This is a genomic window from Vibrio sp. M260112, assembly GCF_036533775.1.
Lineage (GTDB): Bacteria > Pseudomonadota > Gammaproteobacteria > Enterobacterales > Vibrionaceae > Vibrio.
Genome location: NZ_JATABH010000192.1, coordinates 1 through 530, shown reverse-complemented (window position 1 = coordinate 530; position 530 = coordinate 1). Strand labels below are relative to the sequence as shown.

1 tRNA gene and 2 rRNA genes are annotated in these 530 nt (G+C 50.4%); all 3 read right to left on the bottom strand.

Annotated elements, in window-relative coordinates:
- Positions 1–47: 47 nt before the first annotated feature.
- Positions 48–124: transfer RNA gene (locus tag QTN95_RS21030), tRNA-Asp, on the bottom strand.
- Positions 125–156: 32 nt separating this feature from the next.
- Positions 157–273: ribosomal RNA gene (gene rrf, locus QTN95_RS21025) — 5S ribosomal RNA — on the bottom strand.
- 82 nt (positions 274–355) lie between these two features.
- A 23S ribosomal RNA gene (locus QTN95_RS21020) occupies positions 356–530 on the bottom strand; the annotation flags it as partial.

Genomic DNA, 530 nt, shown 5'->3' with positions numbered 1-530 from the left:
GATAAAAACAAAAAGACCCCAGCATTTCTGCTGGGGTCTGGAATAAGTGGCGGAGCGGACGGGACTCGAACCCGCGACCCCCGGCGTGACAGGCCGGTATTCTAACCAACTGAACTACCGCTCCGCACTGGTTAGACTCTTGAGTCTAAATTTAAAGCCTGGCGATGTCCTACTCTCACATGGGGAAGCCCCACACTACCATCGGCGCTAATTCGTTTCACTTCTGAGTTCGGAATGGAAATCAGGTGGGTCCAAATCGCTATGGTCGCCAAGCAAATTCTTTAATCTGGAAAGCTGTCAGTTCTTACACATTCAATGTTCTTACATCGAGTCCACAAAACCCTTTGGGTGTTGTATGGTTAAGCCTCACGGGCAATTAGTACAGGTTAGCTCAACGCCTCACAGCACTTACACACCCTGCCTATCAACGTTCTAGTCTCGAACAACCCTTTAGGACCCTCAAGGGGTCAGGGAAGACTCATCTCAGGGCTCGCTTCCCGCTTAGATGCTTTCAGCGGTTATCGATTCCG